We start from the raw sequence: 16,146 nt of genomic DNA on the forward strand, positions 1-16,146 counted from the left end.
GCCGACACCGCCGAAGGCAACACCGAGACGGCCGAAGCCACCGAAACCAAGCCGCGCCGCACCCGCAAGACCGCGGCCAAGAAGGCCGAAGCCGCCGTCGAGATCCCGGCGCAGGCGGTTCCGGAGGCCGAGGCCGCGGAGGCCAAGCCGCGCCGGACGCGCAAGACGGCCGCCAAGAAGGCCGAAGCCGCCGTCGACACCGCCGAGGACGCCGAGGCCAAGCCCCGGCGCCGCACCCGCAAGACCGCCGAGATCCCGGCGCAGGCCGCGGCCGAGCCGGAGCCGGAGACGAAGCCCCGCCGGACCCGGAAGACGGCGGCGGCCGCGGAGCCCGCGGAGGGCTGACGCGACGAACCCGCGGCCCGGTCCCACACCCGTGGGGCCGGGCCGCCGGCGTGTCCGCACCCGCTACCCTCACCCCGTGACCAGCCACTCCCCCTCCGCCCCGCCCCCCGGCGTCCGTGCCCGCCGGCTCCGTACCCCGCGCGGGGAGTTCGCCGTCGTGGACGTGCCGCCGGCCGCCGGAGTCGTGACGAAGGGGGTCGCGCTGCTGCTGCCCGGATACACCGGCAGCAAGGAGGACTTCGCGCCGGTGCACGAGCCGCTCGCCGCGCGCGGCTACCGCACCGTCGCCGTGGACGGGCGGGGCCAGTACGAGTCGGACGGGCCCGCCGACGACGAATCCGCCTACACGCAGGACGAGTTGGCACGGGACGTGCTCGCGCAGGCACATGCGATCGGTGCGCCCGTGCACCTCGTCGGACATTCGCTCGGCGGCCAGATCGCCCGTGCCGCCGTCCTCCTGGACCACTCCCCCTTCCGTTCGCTCACGCTTCTCTCCTCCGGTCCCGCGCGGATCTCCGCCTCCCAGGAGCAGCGCGTGAAACTGCTGCGGGACGCGCTCGCCGTGATGTCGATGGCGGAGTGCTGGGAGGCGATCCTGGCCATGGGCCCGCCGGAGGAAGTGGGCGGACCGGCGCGCGGCACCGGCGGTCCGGAGCACCTGCGGCGCCGTTGGCTGGGCACCAAGCCCGCGCAGCTGCTGGCCACGGGCAGGCAGTTGTGCGCGGAGCCGGACCGGGTCGCCGAACTCGCCGCCGTGCCGCTGCCGTTCCACGTCCTGTCGGGCGCGCGTGACGACACCTGGCCGGTGCCGGACCTCGACGCGATGGCCCTGCGGCTGAAGGCCCACCGCACCGTGGTCGACGGGGCCGAGCACTCGCCCGCCGTCGACCGCCCCGGGCCCACCGCCCGCGCCCTCGCCGACTTCTGGGACGCCCTGCGCCCCGGGGCCGGCGGCCGGTACCGCTAGTACTGCGTCTGGAGGTGGTCCCAGAAGCCGTCGCGCAGGGCGCGGCGCAGGTCCGCCTGGCCGCGCAGGGAGTACTGCAACAGGCCCTCCGCCTCCACCAGCAGGTCCTGGTCGACGGACCCGGGCAGGTAGGGGTGGCCCGGAAGCAGTTCCACCAGCGTGTCCCGGCCCCGTGCGACCAGCCACTTCGCGGCGATCTGCGCGCCCACGAACCGGACGTCCTCGCGGGTGGGCCGGCCCGTGGCGGCCTCGTACGCCGGTGCCGTGCGCCGGGAGACGTAGGGCTTGAAGAAGTCCAGGTCGAGCGTGCGCTGGCTGTCGACCTCCCAGAGCAGCGGCTCGGCCTGGTTGCGGCCCTCGGGCGCCTCGATGCCCCAGAGGTGGACCCGGGCGCCGTACCCCTGGGCCGCCTCGACCGCCGAGACCAGGTCCTCGTCGCCGCCGAGCAGGGCCGCGTCGCTGATGGCGCGGTGCCGGGCCAGTGACTCCAGGTCGCTGCGGATCAGGGAGTCGACGCCCTTCTGCTGGTTGTTGGCGTTGAGGTTGCCGAGGCGGACCTTGACGTCCGGGAGTTCGGCGATGGACTGCTGCTCGGCGGTGTGGATGCGGCGCCTGGCCCCGTCGTACCAGTAGACCCGCAGCAGCCTGCTGTCCGCGAAAATGGTGCGGGCGCGGTCGATGAGGGCGTCGATGAGCCCCTCGGCGTCGAGGTCGAAGGCCCGGCGGTCCTCCGTCCCGGCCACGAGCCGTCCCGCGGCGGCGTAGAGATAGCCCGCGTCGACGAAGATGGCGTGCGTCGAGGGCGTCTTCGCCACCTCGGCGAGCATGCGCTGGAGCAGCTCGTTGGTGCGGTCGATACGGCCGTGCAGAGCCGCGAGGTCTTCGTTCATCACCGCCATTGTTCCGGTGGTCACGCTACGAACACAACCGGTCCCGGTCGGTCTCCTTCGAAACCCTTACCGGTCAGTATTTAGTCGATCGAAAAATTTCCTTAGCGTAGGGAATGTTTGCATCACGCATCCCGTTGAACCCTTCATGGAACACGGGCCCGGTCGGCCCGTGGACCCCCACCGAGCAGTTCTCCTCCAGGAGGATGACCAGACGAAGGGAGAAGCCCCTTGCGCTTCGAAATCATGCGACTCGACGACGTCGACGGCACCCCCGTGGACACCACCGTCGTGGACGCCGCCTCCGTCAACCGCATCGTTCAGCAGGCCGCCGCCATCGGACAGCGCCTGTGGATCCGCCCGGCCGACACACCGGCCTCATAACGCGCAGCGCCCCGGGGACCGGCCGCACGGCCCCGGCCCCCGCGTCCACCCGGACCCGGAGCCCCCGTACCGTCCTCGGTACGGGGGCTCCGCGCGTCCGGTGCCGGTTCCGGGATCAGCCGCCCCGGATCACCTGGGTGACGCCGTTGATGATCTGCTGCACGGCGATCGCGGAGAGCATCATGCCGGCCAGGCGCGTCACCAGGACCACCCCGCCGTCCTTGATGACGCGGATGATCAGCAGCGAGTACCGCATCACCAGCCACAGCACGACGTGGATGGCGAGGATCGCCGACCACACCGAGACCTGCCCGGTGACGCCGTCGGCCTTCTGCACGGCGAGGATGACCGACACGATCGCACCGGGTCCCGCCAGCAGCGGCATGCCCAGCGGGACCAGCGCGACGTTGACGTCCTTGGTCTGCTGGGGCTCGTCGGTCTTGCCGGTGAGCAGGTCCAGCGCGATCAGCAGGAGCAGCAGGCCGCCCGCGATCATCAGCGCGGGCACCGACACGTGCAGGTAGTCGAGGATCTGGTGGCCGAGCAGCCCGAACACGGTGATCACACCACCGGCCACGCAGACGGCCTGGAAGGCCATCCGCTTCTGCGCCGCGGCGGGCCGCCCGGCGGTCAGGGCGAGGAAGATCGGGGTGATCCCGGGGGGATCCATGATGACGAAAAGGGTCAGGAAGAGGGAGCCGAAGACGGCGACGTCGAGCATGACAGCCTTGCTGGAGGTACGGAGGAGAGAAGGGTGGCGCGAAGGGGCGGACCTCAGGCCCCGCCGGCTCCCGGCACCGGGAACGCCCCGGTCGCGCGTCGCGTGATCTCGCCGTACACCTCGGGGTCCGTCATGAACTCGCCGAGGACACAGGTCTTCCGGCTGCCGTGGTAGTCGCTGGAGCCGGTCGCCAGGAGTCCCAGGTCCTCGGCGAGGCCGCGAAGCCGCGCCCGGGTCTCGGGGTCGTGGTCCATGTGGTCGACCTCGATGCCGTCGAGGCCCGCCCCGGCCAGTTCGGCGATCGCGGACTCCGGCACGGTCCTGCCCCGCTTGCTCGCGGCGGGGTGCGCGAAGACGGCGACGCCGCCCGCGTCCTTGATCAGCCGCAGGGCCTCGAAGGGGTCCGTCTCGTGCTTCGCCATGTGGGCCCGGCCCCCGTCGGCCAGCCACTCCCGGGTGAAGGCGTCGTTCACGGTGGGCACGACGCCCAGCTCGACGAGCGCGCTGGCCACGTGCGGGCGGCCCACCGAGCCGTCGCCGGCGATCCGCGCGACCTGCTCCCAGGTGACCGGCACGCCCAGCGCGTTCAGCTTGGCGATCATGCCCTTGGCCCGTGGCACCCGGTCGTCCCGGACCAGCTCGCGCTCGGCGAGCAGCGCGGGCTCCTCGGGGTCGAAGAGGTAGGCCAACAGGTGCATGCTGACGCCGTCGAGCCGGCAGGAGAGTTCGGCGCCGGTGACCAGGGTGAGCCCCGCCGGCAGCGCGGCGAGCGCCTCGGCGTGCCCGCGGGTGGTGTCGTGATCGGTCAGGGCGACGACGTCCAGACCGGCGGCGGCCGCCTTGCGGACCAGCTCGGCCGGCGTGTCCGTACCGTCGGACGCGGTGGAGTGGGTGTGCAGATCGATACGCACGACGCGTTACTCCAAGCGGTGACGGGCGGACGGGACGCTCCAGGATAACCGGATTTTCACCCTCCCCTGTCACACCCGAAACCGCCGTACGCCCCCTACCGGCGCGCTGTCCGGCGCCTACGCCTCCAGCAGGCGCGGCGACAGCGCACCGCAGGGCATCAGCTCCACCTCGGCCCCGGCGTCCCGCAGGTCGGCGAGGACCAGTTCGTCGTACATCAGCAGCCCGGACTGCTCCGGCCACACCACCGCCCACAGCCACATCCCGAGCGCCTCGCCCGCGAAGACGGCGCGGTCGTCCGGCGCCCCGGAGACGTGCCAGAGCGGGGTCGGGCGGCCGGCGGCCAGGACCTTGGCCTGCGGCGGCTTCTCCACGTCCAGGTACGGCCCCGGGTCGGGACCGTCGACGCCCGCGTACCGCGCGCCGAGGCCCACGCCGAGCTCCTCGGCGACCAGGATCAGCTCGCCCATGCCGCCGAGCGGCCCGGGTCCGGTGCACGCGACGGCGGTCGCCCGGCCCCCGCTGCGGTCGTCGCCCGCGGAGGCCACGCCCGTGAACAGCCAGCCCACCGGCAGCGGCCACGGCATCCACACCGGCACCTTCGTGCGGTGCACGACGACTTCGAGGGCCTCGACGCTCGGCGGTATCACGGGCTGCAGCGGATGCACCGTGCCGTGCGCATCACACTGCCAGGCATCCGAGAAGAGGCCGGGAGCCCTGACCCGGCCACCACACTTCGGGCAACTGGGTTCGCCCCTCATAGGGCCCCACGGTCCTACCCGCGCCGCGCCACGTCAAGGACGATCACCCGTCCGGGGGTACCGGCGGGTCGAAAAATAGATGCATCTTGCATTAATTAGCTTGGCTAATTTATCGTGTGTACAAGCCAACCATCACGTGCGGTCCACGTCCCGGATTGGAGCACCCATGGACGACCCCCACGACCCCCTCGACGCGGGACCGGGCGGCATCCTCCGCCAGCCGAAGTCCGTGTGGGCGACGGCCGGCGCCTCCGTCGTCGCCTTCATGGGGATCGGGCTCGTCGACCCGATCCTGCCCTCCATCGCCGAGGGCCTCGACGCCACCGCCGGACAGGTCTCCCTGCTCTTCACGTCGTACTTCCTCATCACCGCGCTCGCCATGCTGGTGACCGGGTTCGTCTCCAGCCGCATCGGCGGCCGGAAGACCCTGCTGCTCGGGCTCGCGCTCGTCGTGGTCTTCGCCGGGCTGTCCGGCACCTCGGGATCGGTCGGCGAGCTGGTCGGCTTCCGGGCGGGCTGGGGACTCGGCAACGCGCTGTTCGTCTCCACGGCCCTCGCCGTCATCGTCGGCGCGGCGGCCGGGGGCAGCGCGGCGGCCATCCTGCTGTACGAGTCCGCCCTCGGCCTCGGCATGGCCTGCGGGCCCCTGCTGGGCGCCCTGCTCGGCGACGCGAGCTGGCGCTACCCGTTCTTCGGCACGGCCGTCCTGATGGCGGTCGGCTTCCTGTGCATCGCGGCGTTCCTGAGGGAGCAGCCGAAGCCGGCCCGCAGGACCTCGCTGCTCGACCCGCTCAAGGCGCTCGGGCACGGCGGACTGGCCTCCGTGGCGGTCTCGGCGTTCTTCTACAACTACACGTTCTTCACCGTGCTGGCCTTCACGCCGTTCGTGCTGGACATGTCCCCGTACCGGTCGGGCGCGGTGTTCTTCGCCTGGGGCGTGCTGCTCGCCGTCTTCTCGGTGATCGTGGCGCCGCGGCTGCAGAGGCGGTTCGGCTCGCCGAAGGTGCTGGGCGGTTCGCTGGTGCTGCTGGCGGCGGACGTGCTGGTCCTGGGCTACGGCGACCACACCACGGCCGTCGTCTGCACCGTCCTGTCCGGCGCCCTCATCGGCGTGAACAACACCGTCTACACCGAGCTGGCGCTCGGGGTGTCAGATGCGCCCCGGCCGGTGGCGAGCGCCGGCTACAACTTCGTGCGCTGGTTCGCGGCGGCCGCCGCGCCCTTCTTCGCGCCGAAGATCGAGGAGTGGACCGACGTCCACGTCCCGTTCGCGGTCGCGGCGGCCACGGCGGTGCTGGGCGCGCTGGTGGTCGTCGTACGGCGCAGGGCCCTGGCCCACGAGGCCGGGGAACCGCGGCCGCGCCGCGCCGCCGAGGACGGGGTCACCGCCTTCGCCAACTGAGCGCCGGACCACGGGCGTCGGCGCTCTCCCTCACTCCAGCGGCACGGACCTGCGGGACGGATCCCGCAGGTCCGTGCCCTGGTCCAGCCAGCGTTCCTGGAGGGCCTGGGCGCCGTGCACCCGCTTCCAGGCGGCCTCGTTCGGCGTCATCGGCAGCAGGGGCAGGAACCGCACGGGGTCCAGGGGGCCGTCGAGCTCCAGGTCCTCCACCAGACCGCCCGGCTCGGCGACCAGCACGGAGGTGAACGGCGCGCCGGGCCACAGCGGTTCACCCACGTCGAGCGAGGCGCCGGGGGCCACGACGACCCCCTCGACCTGCGGGGAGGCGGCCAGCACGGCGAGCGGGCGGAGCACCTTGTCGGTGTCGGCGAGCCCGCCGCGCACGGACAGCACCAGCTCGACCCGTGGACCCTTGACCGGGTCCGCGACCACCGCCGTGGGGTCGGTCATGGGCTGGGCGGACATGCCGAGGGTGGCGTAGCGCACGATGTCGCCCTCGTGGAAGCGCAGCACCTCGATGCGGTCCGTGCCCAGGAAGGTGACCGCCGCGCGGGCGTCCGGTTCGCCCAGCGCCGTGCGCAGCCGGGCCTCGACCAGAGGAAGAACATCAGCCATGCGGCGAGCATAGAACTCGTCAGTACCGGGCAAAGCAGAGCCTTGACACGGCAGTCGGCTGATACGCTTGACCGGTCGTTCGGGACAGCACGCAGAAGCGTCGCGATCGAGTCCCGACGCCTGTGGCACTCCCCGTCTCTCGGGGAATCCCCGTGAGGGGATTGTGGATCGTCCCTCACGAGGGACCGGCCGGAGGAGGTGGGGCTGGCATGGACCGAAGTCGACCGTGCAGTAGCACCCGCTCTTCCGCCCTCTGATGCAGCTGCTCCTGTCTGGCTCCCGCCTTTCGTCCGCGCGTCTTCATCGGAAGAGCACTTCGTTTCGTTCCGTCTGATCTGCCCCCGTAGCTGTATCAGCGACGAAGCTCGCCACCGCGACGGTGCGGTGCTCCCCGCTTTGTGGACGTGCCAAACATCCGCAGTCCAGGACGTCCTCATTCCGGGTTGTTCCACCCGTCGTTCCGGCGCCTTTCGTTGCCTGTCGCGAAGGAGCCCGCCATGTCGATGATCCGCGACCTGCGCGCCGTGGTCCGCCCCTCCTCCCGCATCTCGCTGCGCAAGGAGAGCGGCCCGTACGACGCCACCCGTGACCCCGCGACGACCACCGCCGTCGTCGACTGCGCCGTCTACCGCGACGGCCGCCGCCTGGAGACCGGGGACGGATCGCTCACCCCGCACGAGGCGATGCGGCTGGTGCGCCGCGACGGAGGCTTCGTGTGGATCGGCCTGCACGAGCCGAACGAGGCCGAATTCGCCGGGATCGCCCGGGAGTTCGGGCTGCACCCGCTGGCCGTGGAGGACGCCGTCCAGGCGCACCAGCGGCCCAAGCTGGAGCGCTACGACGACTCGCTGTTCACGGTCTTCAAGACCGTCCACTACCTCGACCACGACGAGCTCTCCGCCAACAGCGAGGTCGTCGAGACCGGTGAGGTGATGTGCTTCACCGGCCGGGACTTCTTCATCACCGTCCGGCACGGCGGGCAGGGCTCCCTGCGGGCCCTCAGGCACCGCCTGCAGGACGACCCCGAGCTGCTGGCCAAGGGCCCCTCGGCCGTGCTGCACGCCATCGCCGACCACGTGGTGGACGGCTACATCGCGGTGGCCGACGCGGTACAGGACGACATCGACGAGGTCGAGACGGAGGTCTTCTCGCCGGGGCGCAAGGGCACCCCGCGCGGCACCGACGCCGGGCGGATCTACCAGCTCAAGCGTGAGGTCCTGGAGTTCAAGCGGGCCGTGTCCCCGCTGCTGCGGCCGATGCAGCTGCTGAGCGAGCGGCCGATGCGGCTGATCGACCCGGACATCCAGAAGTACTTCCGGGACGTGGCCGACCACCTGGCCCGGGTCCAGGAACAGGTCGTCGGCTTCGACGAACTGCTGAACTCCATCCTTCAGGCCAACCTCGCCCAGGCGTCCGTGGCGCAGAACGAGGACATGCGCAAGATCACCTCGTGGGCCGCGATCATCGCCGTGCCGACCATGGTGTGCGGGGTGTACGGGATGAACTTCGACTACATGCCGGAGACCCACTGGAAGTACGGCTATCCGGTGATCCTCGGTGTCACGGTCGCCATCTGCCTGGGCATCCACCGGTCGCTGAAGCGCAACGGCTGGCTCTGAGCACCCCGGGAGCGCCTGGATAGGCTGGGCCCATGACAAGCGAGCTGCTCGAGCGGGCCCTCATCGAGGAGGCCACGAAGAAGTCCGGCCTCGTCTGGGTCGAGGCGCCCGGCGCCGCGGCCCGCGCGCTGTGGCACGTGTGGCACGAGGGCGCCGCGTGCGTGGTCGGCGACGGGCCCGGGGAGCAGCCGCTGCCGGGGCTGACCGACGGCGTGTCCGCCGAGGTGACGGTCCGCAGCAAGGACAAGGGCGGCCGGCTGGTCTCCTGGACGGCGACGGTCGTCGAGCTGCCGTCCGGCTCCGAGGAGTGGACGGCGGCGGTCGCCGAGCTCAAGGGCAAGCGGCTCAACGCGCCCGACGGCGAGGCGATGACCGGACGGTGGGCCCGCGAGTGCCGGGTGCTGCGCCTGGAGCCGACCGGCGCGACGGCCCCGCTCCCCGACGGCTCCCTGGCCGAGGCCCCGCTGCCGACGCCGGTGACGACCCGTCGTCCCGTCCCGGCGGCGCTGCCCCGGCTGCTGCTCAAGAAGAAGAGGCAGCGGCAGCGGCGGGCCTAGGACGTCGGGAGCTGCTTGCCGTAGTCGAGGGTCTCGTCCTCGGCCGGTTCCTCCAGCTCGAAGTCGGCGCCCCACGACGAGAAGGTGAGGGTGCCCGCCTTCCCGGCCCGCACCAGGCGCACCGGGTACGGCTTTCCCTCGAGCGAGACGTCCAGGGTGCCGCCGGAGCCCTGGTCGCCGGTGACGCGGATGGTGCGGACGCCCGACTGCTCGTGGCGGCCGTCCTTGGCCAGCTCGCCGTGCAGGGTCAGCAGACCGCCGAGGAGCACGTTCTTGTCCGTGAAACCGATGAACTTCTTGTATGACGGATCGCCCTGCGGCACCTTCACATACTTCTCGGCGAGCTTGCCGGCCGCCGCCGCGTCCGTCCCGCCGTCCTCGTGACCCCAGAACCCCGCACCGGCCTTCAGGTACAGCTCGTCGTCGATCCGCAGCAGGCGGAACGTCTCCCCCTTGGTGGTGACCGAGCCGATGCCGCCCTGCTCCTTCAGCCGCATGTCCAGCGTGTACGTGCGTCCGCTGGTGACCACGGTGCCGTGCAGCCGTACCGTGCCGACCGACTCGGCGGCCTTCTGGGCCCTGCCCCGGATCTGGTCGGCGGGCAGTCTGCCGACACCGTTGGTGCCCTCGTCCGGATCCTCGGAGCATCCCGTGAGCGCCGTCCCCGTCACGAGCAGCGCGCACACGGCGCCCGCCAGCGTGGCCCTGCGGGAACGGCCCTGGGAGATCGGAATCACAGGTGGGCTGCCTCTCTGACGGGGGACCTGAACGGCGTACCGCAGGGTACCGGGGCCAGGTGGACCGGGCGGAGCCGGTCCGGACGGACCGGCCGCCGACGCACGGCCGATCGGTACGGGCTAGCCTGAAGCCCACCCGAGCGGGCAATTCGAGAACAATCGCAGCAGGCAGGACCCGCGACGAGAACACCCGCACGGAAAGGAGCGGCGGCCATGGCAGGGGGCGCCCCCCGGTTCTTCGTCTCGCACCTCTCCGGTGTCGCCGTCTTCGATCCGGCCGGCGACCAGGTGGGACGCGTGCGCGACCTGGTCGTCATCCTGCGGCCTGGCCGGCGTCCGCCGCGCCTGCTCGGCCTGGTGGTCGAACTCTCCACCCGCCGCCGCATCTTCCTGCCCATGACCCGGGTGACCGCCGTGCAGTCCGGCCAGGTCATCACCACCGGGGTGCTCAACGTGCGGCGCTTCGAGCAGCGGCCCACCGAGCGGCTGGTCTTCGGTGAGCTGCTCGACCGGCGGGTGACGCTCGTGGAGAGCGGTGAGGAGGTCACCGTCCTCGACCTGTCGGTGCATCAGTTCGCGGCCCGGCGCGAGTGGGAGATCGACCGGGTCTTCGTGCGCAAGGGGAGGAAGGGCGGCGCGTTCCGGCGCGGCAAGGGCGAGACACTGACCGTCGAGTGGTCCGCGGTCACCGGGTTCTCCCTGGAGGAACAGGGGCAGGGCGCCGAGAACCTGCTCGCCACCTTCGAGCAGCTGCGCCCCGCCGACCTGGCCAACGTCCTGCACCACCTCTCCCCCAAGCGGCGCGCGGAAGTGGCCGCCGCCCTCGACGACGACCGGCTCGCGGACGTCCTGGAGGAGCTGCCCGAGGACGACCAGATCGAGATCCTCGGCAAGCTGAAGGAGGAGCGCGCCGCCGACGTCCTGGAGGCCATGGACCCCGACGACGCGGCCGACCTGCTGGGCGAGCTGCCCGAGGCGGACAAGGAGCGGCTGCTGAGCCTGATGCAGCCCGCCGACGCGGCCGACATGCGGCGCCTGATGTCGTACGAGGAGCACACGGCGGGCGGTCTGATGACGACCGAGCCGATCGTGCTGCGGCCCGACGCGACCGTCGCGGACGCCCTGGCCCGGATCCGCGAGCCGGACCTCTCCCCCGCGCACGCCGCGCAGGTCTACGTCTGCCGCCCGCCGGAGGAGACGCCCACCGGCAAGTACCTGGGCACGGTCCACTTCCAGCGCCTGCTGCGCGATCCCCCGTACACGCTGGTCGGCTCGATCCTGGACGACGACCTGCAGCCCCTGGAACCGGACGCGGCGCTGCCCGTGGTCGCCGGGTTCTTCGCCACGTACGACATGGTGGCGGCGCCCGTGGTCGACGAGGCGGGGTCGCTGCTGGGCGCGGTGACGGTGGACGACGTACTGGACCACATGCTGCCCGACGACTGGCGGGAGACCGAGTTCCACCTCGACGAAGGGGTGGTGGCCGATGACTCCTGAGCGCGACGGCGCGCGCGAGCGCGTACCGACGGGCGCCACGGCCGCCGGACGGGCGCGCACGCCCCGTCTGGACCAGCCGCGCCCTCCCCGGCGCCGCATCCTGCCCGAGTGGGACCCGGAGGCCTTCGGGCGGCTCTCGGAGCGCATCGCGCGGTTCCTGGGCACCGGACGTTTCATCGTCTGGATGACGGTCGTCATCATCCTGTGGGTGGTGTGGAACGTGTCCGCGCCGAAGGAGCTGCGCTTCGACGAGTACCCGTTCATCTTCCTGACCCTGATGCTCTCCCTGCAGGCCTCCTACGCCGCCCCGCTGATCCTGCTCGCGCAGAACAGGCAGGACGACCGGGACCGGGTCAATCTGGAGCAGGACCGCAAGCAGAACGAGCGGTCGATCGCGGACACCGAGTACCTCACCCGGGAGATCGCCGCCCTGCGGATCGGGCTCGGTGAGGTGGCCACCCGGGACTGGATCCGCTCGGAGCTCCAGGACATGGTCAAGGAGCTGGAGGGGCGGCAGAACGGGCACAAGGACCACCCGGGAGCATTCCCGTCGATGCGGGCGGAACGCCCGCCGGAACGTGACGCAGACGACCGCTGAAGCCCTTACCGGCGGGTGTACCGGGAGCCGTACCATCGTTCTCATGGCTACGGAAGACGCGGTGCGCGAGGCACTGGCGACGGTGAACGACCCCGAGATCAACCGGCCCATCACCGAACTCGGGATGGTCAAATCGGTGGAGATCGGCGCGGACGGGGCGGTCGCGGTCACCGTGTACCTGACGGTCTCCGGCTGCCCCATGCGGGACACGATCACGCAGCGCGTGACGGACGCGGTCTCCCGGGTCGAGGGCGTCACCCGGGTCGACGTGACGCTGGACGTGATGAGCGACGAGCAGCGCAAGGAACTGGCGGCCGCGCTGCGCGGCGGCCAGACCGAGCGCGAGGTGCCCTTCGCCAAGCCGGGCAGCCTGACCCGGGTCTACGCGGTGGCGTCCGGCAAGGGCGGCGTCGGCAAGTCGTCGGTGACGGTGAACCTGGCGGCGGCGATGGCGGCCGACGGCCTGAAGGTCGGCGTCGTGGACGCCGACATCTACGGCCACTCGGTGCCGCGCATGCTGGGCGCCGACGGGCGTCCCACCCAGGTCGAGAACATGATCATGCCGCCGTCGGCGCACGGCGTGAAGGTCATCTCCATCGGCATGTTCACCCCGGGCAACGCGCCGGTGGTCTGGCGCGGCCCGATGCTGCACCGCGCGCTCCAGCAGTTCCTCGCGGACGTGTACTGGGGCGACCTGGACGTGCTGCTGCTCGACCTGCCCCCGGGCACCGGTGACATCGCGATCTCCGTGGCCCAGCTGGTGCCGAACGCGGAGATCCTCGTCGTCACCACGCCCCAGCAGGCGGCGGCCGAGGTGGCCGAGCGGGCGGGCTCCATCGCCGTGCAGACGCACCAGAAGATCGTCGGCGTGGTCGAGAACATGTCGGGGCTGCCCTGCCCGCACTGCGGCGAGATGGTCGACGTCTTCGGCACGGGCGGTGGCCAGACGGTCGCCGACGGCCTGACCCGGACCACCGGCGCCACCGTGCCGGTGCTCGGCGCCATCCCGATCGACGTCCGGCTGCGCGAGGGCGGCGACGAGGGCAAGCCCGTGGTCCTGTCCGACCCGGACTCCCCGGCGGGATCGGCGCTCCGCTCGATCGCCGGCAAGCTCGGCGGGCGGCAGCGGGGCCTGTCGGGCATGTCCCTGGGGATCACCCCGCGCAACAAGTTCTGAGGGTTCCCGCGCGGAAGGGCGCCGTCCGGTGCGGACGGCGCCCTTCCGCGCACCCGGCTCAGCCCTCGTACGAGGCGATGTCCTTCACCGCGGCGAAGCCGAGGCCGTACGCGCTCATGCCCCTGCCGTACGCGCCCACGTGCACGCCCGCCCGCGTGGAGCCCGCGAGCACCCAGCCGAACTCGGACTCCCGGTAGTGGAACGGCGTCGGCACCCCGTCCACGGGCAGGGACAGCGTCGACCAGTCCGCGCCCTCCAGATCGTCCGCGAGGACCCAGGCCGTCTCCGTCTGCTGCTCCAGCCAGTCGTCGCGCAGGGAGTGGTCCATCTGGCCGGGCCAGGTGAAGGACAGCAGCCCCACTCCGGCGAGCCAGGCGGCGGAGGAGACCGAGGTGGCCTCCAGCAGACCGGTGCCGTCGGCACTGCGGCGCACCGGGTTGGCGGCCACCGTCACCACGACCGCGAACTTCTCCTTGGACTCCTGGTCCGCCCCGGCCGTGTACTCGCTGCGCACCGAGGGCTCGTCGCCGTGTCCGACCGATCCGTGCTCGACGGCCCCGTCGGCCGCCAGACCGACCTGCATCAGCCAGCGCGGCCCCGTGAAGGCCTCGTCGAGGCCGTACCAGGGGAAGGGCGCACGCAGGTAGCCGTCAGCCGTACGCCGGACGGAGGGGACGTGTTGTCCGTCCTCCGCGGCCGGCGCCTGCGCGACCGCCCGACTCGTCGTCTCCATTGCCCGGACGCCTCCTCGCTCTCGTCGGACCGGGCGGCCCGCCCCCCTTCGGGCGTACTCGTCCGCTCCGCACAACAACTCGGCAGCATAGCCACCTTGACGCCACGGGCTGGGACATCGCCCGGCGCATGGGCCGTGCGGACGTCCTGATCAGGCCGTGTGCGGCCCGGGTGGAGTATGAAACGCGTCACGCGGGCGGGAGTGCGCGCCCCCGCACGTCCGGCTCAGGTGGCGTCCGCGTCGAAGGGCGGGCGGTCGTCGGCCGCCGGGCTCTCGGGCTTCTTGGTCATGTCCACACGGCTGCCGGAGGAGGGCGACGGCGAGGGGTCGGTGTCGCGGCCGTGGACGGCGTCCGTGACCTCGGCCATCTCCTTCTTCAGGTCGAAGCCGTTACGGATCTCCTTGAGCCCCAGGTCGTCGTTGTCCAGCTGCTTGCGGATGAACGTCTTGGGGTTGAGGTCCTCGAACTCGAAGTCCTTGAACTCCGGGCCGAGCTCCTGCCGGATGTCCTGCTTGGCGTTCTCCGAGAACTCCCGGATCTTCCGGATCGTGCGCGTCACGTCCTGGATGACCTTGGGGAGCTTGTCCGGACCGAAGACGAGCACCGCGAGGACGATGAGCGTCACCAGCTCGAACGGTCCTATGTCATTGAACACCTGAAGCTCCTCGCGATGCCTTCGGTCCTCGGCCCTCGGGGCGGCCTGCGGTCTTCCGTGGTCCGGGCCGGGTCCACGGTACCCGGACACCCCGTGCGACCGGTACCGTCCCGGAGCTCATCCGGCTCAGTCGCCCTCCGAGGAACCGAGCGTCAGGACGACCGTCCGCTCGTCGCCGTCCCGCTCCAGGGTGAGCTCGAGGCGGTCGCCGGGGCGGTGGGCGCGGGTCTTGACGATGAGTTCCTCACCGGAGTGGACGCGCCGGCCGTCGACCTTCGTGATGACGTCGCCGGCCTTGATCCCGGCCCGGGCGCCGGGACCGCCGGTGCTGACCGGGGGCCCGCCGTCGCCGCCCTTGGCCGCGACCCGGGCGCCGTCGCCGCCGTACTGCATGTCGAGGGTGATGCCGATCACCGGGTGTGCCGCCTTCCCGGTGTTGATCAGCTCCTCGGCGACGCGCTTGCCCTGGTTGATGGGGATGGCGAAGCCGAGCCCTATGGAGCCGGACCGGCCGTCGTCCGGGTCGGTGCCGCCGTCGGCGGAGCGGATGGCCGAGTTGATGCCGATCACCCGCGCCCCGGCGTCGAGCAGGGGGCCACCGGAGTTGCCGGGGTTGATCGGCGCGTCGGTCTGCAGGGCGTCGACGTACGACACGTCGCTGCCGTCACCCTTCTCACCGCCGGCGGTGATGGGCCGCTCCCTGGCGCTGATGATGCCGGAGGTGACGGTGCCGGCCAGGTCGAAGGGGGCGCCGATGGCGACGACGGGGTCGCCGACCCGCACGTTGTCGGAGTTGCCGAGGGGCAGGGGGGTGAGCCCGCTGACCCCCTTCACCTTCACGACGGCGAGGTCGTAGCCGCTGTCCCGGCCCACCACGGTGGCTTCGGCGGTGTCGCCGCTGTGGAAGGTGACGGTGATCCCGCCGTCGTCCCCGGCGGGTTCGACGACGTGGTCGTTGGTGAGGATGTGGCCGCGTCCGTCGAGCACGAAGCCGGTGCCGGTGCCGGCCTCGCCGGCGCCGCTGACGTGCAGGGTGACGACGCTGGGCAGGGCCCGTGCGGCGATCCCGGCGACGGTGCCGGGGTCGCGTTCCGCCGTCTCCTCGCCGGCCTGCGGCAGTTCGACGGTGCCCACACCGCCGTTGCGCTCCAGGTACGCGCCGACGATCCCGCCGACGCCGCCGGACACGAGCGCGAGCAGCAGCGCGGCCCCGACGAGCGCCCGGCCGCGCCGCCGCCTCCCGTCGGCCACCGCCCGCCCGGTCCGCTGCGCCGGTGCGGCGACGGCCGCCGCCCAGGGGTCGTAACGCCCCCAGGGATCGGCTGCCGGGGTGTCCCGGACCGGCGGTTCCTGGGGGTCCGGGTGCGCCTGCGCGGGGACGGACGGCGCCCCGGGGGCGCCGGGGAGGGCCGGGTCCGGGCCCGGAGGAGGCACGGGGGCGCCGTGCTGCGCGGGAACGCCGTGCCGGACGCGGCGCGGCACGGCGTCGAGGTGGCAGGGTGCGCTTCGTGTTGCCTGCCGAGGTGCACGAGGGACTCACCAGGCTGGCACGGGAGTCCGGAGCGAGTCTGTTCATGGTCG

The 16,146-nt window shown here is 72.1% G+C and carries 16 protein-coding genes and 2 pseudogenes; 9 read left to right on the forward strand and 9 right to left on the reverse strand.

Annotation, left to right across the window (positions count from 1 at the left end; translation table 11 throughout):
* Both ABTY20_RS30550 and ABTY20_RS30555 read left to right on the forward strand, forming a co-directional pair.
* Nucleotides 1-345: pseudogene (locus ABTY20_RS30550) on the forward strand (DEAD/DEAH box helicase); the annotation flags it as partial.
* 76 nt (nucleotides 346-421) lie between these two features.
* The gene (locus ABTY20_RS30555) at nucleotides 422-1,312 is read left to right on the forward strand and encodes an alpha/beta fold hydrolase (RefSeq protein ID WP_352000382.1); all 891 of its coding nucleotides are present in this window, start codon (nucleotides 422-424) and stop codon (nucleotides 1,310-1,312) included.
* Here ABTY20_RS30555 and ABTY20_RS30560 read toward each other — a convergent pair.
* Complete coding sequence (locus tag ABTY20_RS30560) at nucleotides 1,309-2,202, reverse strand: NYN domain-containing protein (protein WP_352000383.1); 894 nt, start codon at nucleotides 2,200-2,202, stop codon at nucleotides 1,309-1,311. The two genes, ABTY20_RS30555 and ABTY20_RS30560, sit on opposite strands and share 4 nt — an antisense overlap.
* 228 nt (nucleotides 2,203-2,430) lie before the next feature.
* On the opposite strand from ABTY20_RS30560, the gene ABTY20_RS30565 reads away from it, so the two are divergent.
* Nucleotides 2,431-2,583, forward strand: a complete 153-nt coding sequence (locus tag ABTY20_RS30565) for a DUF8834 family protein (protein ID WP_106979586.1) — start codon at nucleotides 2,431-2,433, stop codon at nucleotides 2,581-2,583.
* 115 nt (nucleotides 2,584-2,698) lie between these two features.
* Here ABTY20_RS30565 and ABTY20_RS30570 read toward each other — a convergent pair whose 3' ends face one another.
* The 3 genes from ABTY20_RS30570 to ABTY20_RS30580 form a co-directional block, all read right to left on the reverse strand.
* Nucleotides 2,699-3,304 carry a MarC family protein gene (locus ABTY20_RS30570; RefSeq protein ID WP_352000384.1) on the reverse strand — a complete coding sequence of 202 codons (606 nt, stop codon included), beginning with the start codon at nucleotides 3,302-3,304 and terminating at the stop codon, nucleotides 2,699-2,701.
* A gap of 53 nt (nucleotides 3,305-3,357) precedes the next feature.
* A complete protein-coding gene (locus tag ABTY20_RS30575; RefSeq protein ID WP_352000385.1) occupies nucleotides 3,358-4,215 on the reverse strand; it encodes a PHP domain-containing protein in 858 nt (285 codons plus the stop codon).
* 117 nt (nucleotides 4,216-4,332) lie between these two features.
* The gene (locus ABTY20_RS30580; protein WP_352000386.1) at nucleotides 4,333-4,974 is read right to left on the reverse strand and encodes a DUF6758 family protein; all 642 of its coding nucleotides are present in this window, start codon (nucleotides 4,972-4,974) and stop codon (nucleotides 4,333-4,335) included.
* A gap of 166 nt (nucleotides 4,975-5,140) precedes the next feature.
* Between ABTY20_RS30580 and ABTY20_RS30585 the strand changes: the two genes are divergently transcribed.
* Nucleotides 5,141-6,376: an MFS transporter gene (locus ABTY20_RS30585; RefSeq protein ID WP_352000387.1), complete on the forward strand. Its 1,236-nt coding sequence runs from the start codon at nucleotides 5,141-5,143 to the stop codon at nucleotides 6,374-6,376.
* Nucleotides 6,377-6,406: 30 nt separating this feature from the next.
* On the opposite strand, the gene ABTY20_RS30590 is transcribed toward ABTY20_RS30585, so the two are convergent.
* Nucleotides 6,407-6,991 (reverse strand): suppressor of fused domain protein, encoded by a 585-nt coding sequence (locus tag ABTY20_RS30590; protein ID WP_352000388.1) that lies wholly within the window; start codon nucleotides 6,989-6,991, stop codon nucleotides 6,407-6,409.
* A gap of 497 nt (nucleotides 6,992-7,488) precedes the next feature.
* On the opposite strand from ABTY20_RS30590, the gene ABTY20_RS30595 reads away from it, so the two are divergent.
* Nucleotides 7,489-8,610: a magnesium and cobalt transport protein CorA gene (locus ABTY20_RS30595; protein ID WP_352000389.1), complete on the forward strand. Its 1,122-nt coding sequence runs from the start codon at nucleotides 7,489-7,491 to the stop codon at nucleotides 8,608-8,610.
* Between the two features lie 32 nt (nucleotides 8,611-8,642).
* Complete coding sequence (locus tag ABTY20_RS30600; protein ID WP_352000390.1) at nucleotides 8,643-9,167, forward strand: hypothetical protein; 525 nt, start codon at nucleotides 8,643-8,645, stop codon at nucleotides 9,165-9,167.
* On the opposite strand, the gene ABTY20_RS30605 is transcribed toward ABTY20_RS30600, so the two are convergent.
* Nucleotides 9,164-9,904: a hypothetical protein gene (locus ABTY20_RS30605; protein WP_352000391.1), complete on the reverse strand. Its 741-nt coding sequence runs from the start codon at nucleotides 9,902-9,904 to the stop codon at nucleotides 9,164-9,166. The genes ABTY20_RS30600 and ABTY20_RS30605 overlap by 4 nt on opposite strands.
* Before the next feature lie 213 nt (nucleotides 9,905-10,117).
* Between ABTY20_RS30605 and ABTY20_RS30610 the strand changes: the two genes are divergently transcribed.
* Genes ABTY20_RS30610 through ABTY20_RS30620 form a run of 3 tightly spaced genes read left to right on the forward strand, consistent with a single transcriptional unit; the run spans nucleotide 10,118 to nucleotide 13,176 of the window.
* Complete coding sequence (locus tag ABTY20_RS30610) at nucleotides 10,118-11,401, forward strand: magnesium transporter MgtE N-terminal domain-containing protein (protein ID WP_352000392.1); 1,284 nt, start codon at nucleotides 10,118-10,120, stop codon at nucleotides 11,399-11,401.
* Nucleotides 11,391-11,999 carry a DUF1003 domain-containing protein gene (locus ABTY20_RS30615; protein WP_352000393.1) on the forward strand — a complete coding sequence of 203 codons (609 nt, stop codon included), beginning with the start codon at nucleotides 11,391-11,393 and terminating at the stop codon, nucleotides 11,997-11,999. The genes ABTY20_RS30610 and ABTY20_RS30615 overlap by 11 nt, the downstream gene beginning before the upstream one ends.
* Before the next feature lie 43 nt (nucleotides 12,000-12,042).
* Nucleotides 12,043-13,176, forward strand: coding sequence for an Mrp/NBP35 family ATP-binding protein (locus tag ABTY20_RS30620; RefSeq protein WP_352000394.1), 1,134 nt, complete (start codon nucleotides 12,043-12,045; stop codon nucleotides 13,174-13,176).
* A 58-nt stretch (nucleotides 13,177-13,234) separates the two neighbouring features.
* Here the strand turns inward: ABTY20_RS30620 and ABTY20_RS30625 are convergent, their stop codons facing one another.
* From ABTY20_RS30625 to ABTY20_RS30635, 3 genes and pseudogenes are all read right to left on the reverse strand, one after another.
* Nucleotides 13,235-13,909, reverse strand: coding sequence for a hypothetical protein (locus tag ABTY20_RS30625; protein WP_352000395.1), 675 nt, complete (start codon nucleotides 13,907-13,909; stop codon nucleotides 13,235-13,237).
* A gap of 224 nt (nucleotides 13,910-14,133) precedes the next feature.
* On the reverse strand, nucleotides 14,134-14,565 hold the full coding sequence (locus ABTY20_RS30630; protein WP_352000396.1) for a sec-independent translocase: 432 nt from the start codon (nucleotides 14,563-14,565) through the stop codon (nucleotides 14,134-14,136).
* A 126-nt stretch (nucleotides 14,566-14,691) separates the two neighbouring features.
* Nucleotides 14,692-16,098, reverse strand: a pseudogene (locus ABTY20_RS30635) (S1C family serine protease); the annotation flags it as partial.
* Between the last annotated feature and the right edge of the window lie 48 nt (nucleotides 16,099-16,146).

The sequence above is a fragment of the Streptomyces sp. NPDC126497 genome (genome assembly GCF_040302425.1).
Taxonomy (GTDB): Bacteria; Actinomycetota; Actinomycetes; order Streptomycetales; family Streptomycetaceae; genus Streptomyces.

Coding starts and splice junctions, on each gene's coding strand:
- ABTY20_RS30590 (WP_352000388.1), bottom strand. CDS start 6,991: ATGGCTGATGTTCTTCCTCTGGTCGAGGCCCGGCTGCGCACGGCGCTG.
- ABTY20_RS30620 (WP_352000394.1), top strand. CDS start 12,043: ATGGCTACGGAAGACGCGGTGCGCGAGGCACTGGCGACGGTGAACGAC.
- ABTY20_RS30615 (WP_352000393.1), top strand. CDS start 11,391: ATGACTCCTGAGCGCGACGGCGCGCGCGAGCGCGTACCGACGGGCGCC.
- ABTY20_RS30625 (WP_352000395.1), bottom strand. CDS start 13,909: ATGGAGACGACGAGTCGGGCGGTCGCGCAGGCGCCGGCCGCGGAGGAC.
- ABTY20_RS30600 (WP_352000390.1), top strand. CDS start 8,643: ATGACAAGCGAGCTGCTCGAGCGGGCCCTCATCGAGGAGGCCACGAAG.
- ABTY20_RS30570 (WP_352000384.1), bottom strand. CDS start 3,304: ATGCTCGACGTCGCCGTCTTCGGCTCCCTCTTCCTGACCCTTTTCGTC.
- ABTY20_RS30560 (WP_352000383.1), bottom strand. CDS start 2,202: ATGAACGAAGACCTCGCGGCTCTGCACGGCCGTATCGACCGCACCAAC.
- ABTY20_RS30595 (WP_352000389.1), top strand. CDS start 7,489: ATGTCGATGATCCGCGACCTGCGCGCCGTGGTCCGCCCCTCCTCCCGC.
- ABTY20_RS30585 (WP_352000387.1), top strand. CDS start 5,141: ATGGACGACCCCCACGACCCCCTCGACGCGGGACCGGGCGGCATCCTC.
- ABTY20_RS30610 (WP_352000392.1), top strand. CDS start 10,118: ATGGCAGGGGGCGCCCCCCGGTTCTTCGTCTCGCACCTCTCCGGTGTC.
- ABTY20_RS30580 (WP_352000386.1), bottom strand. CDS start 4,974: ATGAGGGGCGAACCCAGTTGCCCGAAGTGTGGTGGCCGGGTCAGGGCT.